Below are 1,506 nucleotides of genomic sequence, written 5' to 3' on the forward strand. Positions count from 1 at the left end.
CATCGAAAATGCGAGAATCAAGTTACATCAGATCTTTTGTGAACTGGAAGAACAGAACCAACCTATAACGGCACGTCTGTTGCAGGAAATATTTCTCGGACAGGACAAAGAACCGGAAGCGATACGCACCCTCATCGGCACCATGCAGGAGCACAATGACCAATGCCGTGCCCTGGTCGGTAAAGACTACGCCCTGATTACCGTTCGCCGTTATGAAAGCTGCAAGCGCTATCTTGCCGAACTTATCAGACAGAAGTACGGAAAGGATGATCTGCCGCTGGCGGAAGTCAACGGTGAACTGGTACGTGCCTTTGAATTTTATTTGAAGACAGAAAAGGAATGTCAGCAGAATACCGTTATCCGTTATATGAAATGTCTGAAGAAAATTACCAATCTGGCACTGGCCAATGAATGGATATCCAAAGACCCGTTTATCGGTATCAAGTTCCACGAAAAAGAAGTAATCCGTGAGTTTCTTACTATGGATGAGCTACTGACCATCTACCACAAGGAATTTCCTCTGGAGCGAATCACCGTAGTCCGTGATGTTTTTATCTTCGCCGCCTTTACCGGTCTGGCTTTCATCGACGTGCAACAGCTTTCCCCTGAGCATATCGTAAAAGACAACAACGGAAACCTGTGGATCAGGAAACCACGTCAGAAAACAAAGAACATGTGCAATATTCCGCTGCTGGATATTCCTTTGGAAATCCTGAGAAAATATGCAGATTATCCTGCCTGCAAAAAGAAAGGAGTATTGCTGCCTGTCCCCTGCAATCAGAAGATGAACAGCTACCTGAAAGAGATTGCCGACCTATGCCTGATAAAGAAGAACCTGACTACACACACTGCCCGCCACTCGTACGCCACATCTGTCTGTTTGGCCAATGGGGTAAGCATTGAGAATGTAGCCAAAATGCTCGGTCACACCAATATCAAGATGACGCAGCACTATGCAAGGGTACTCGACAGTTCCATTCTGAAAGATATGAATAATGTAAGGGATGTACTTTCAAATTGTCTGTAGCTTATGAAAAGAGAAATTATCCATATAATGGAGGACGGCAGAATTGTTATTCCTGCTGTCCATCCTGATAAGATTCGTATGGACGAAGCCGAACTTGTCGGCTTGTTCAATGTAGTTGCACCGACTTTAAGGGCTGCGAAAAAAAGAATATATAAACTTGGGATATTGCAACCATTCACCGCAGAACAACGTATTCCGTTAAAAGAGGGGTATCAGGTAGTCTATAACCTGGAAATGATATTTGCGCTTGCCTTTCAGATTAATACTTATCCGGCACAACAATTACGTGAGTATATAATAAGCAGACTGTTCCAATCTGAAAAGTCAATGGTTATCTGCATGGTGAATGGAAATCATAAGTCATATCTAAAATGCTGATAAATATTGATTTTACTATTTCATGCGGATAATAAGCCGCAAAATTTGCGGTTAATTATCCGCAAAACCGTATATTTGCAGAAAACAGTGATGCCTATGTG

General features: G+C 42.8%; 2 protein-coding genes. Both read left to right on the forward strand.

The genetic code is table 11. The features are described from left to right. The coding region (locus tag QUW60_RS14940; RefSeq protein ID WP_289561483.1) for a site-specific integrase at positions 1 to 1,027 on the forward strand (1,027 nt) is incomplete at its 5' end. Between the two features lie 3 nt (positions 1,028 to 1,030). Then, positions 1,031 to 1,405 carry a hypothetical protein gene (locus tag QUW60_RS14945; protein WP_289561485.1) on the forward strand — a complete coding sequence of 125 codons (375 nt, stop codon included), beginning with the start codon at positions 1,031 to 1,033 and terminating at the stop codon, positions 1,403 to 1,405. Positions 1,406 to 1,506: the final 101 nt, after the last annotated feature.

It is taken from the genome of Bacteroides gallinaceum, from assembly GCF_030373775.1.
Lineage (GTDB): Bacteria > Bacteroidota > Bacteroidia > Bacteroidales > Bacteroidaceae > Phocaeicola > Phocaeicola excrementipullorum.

Excerpts from the sequence above, each read along its gene's own strand:
- QUW60_RS14945 (WP_289561485.1), top strand. The coding sequence starts at position 1,031 with ATGAAAAGAGAAATTATCCATATAATGGAGGACGGCAGAATTGTTATT.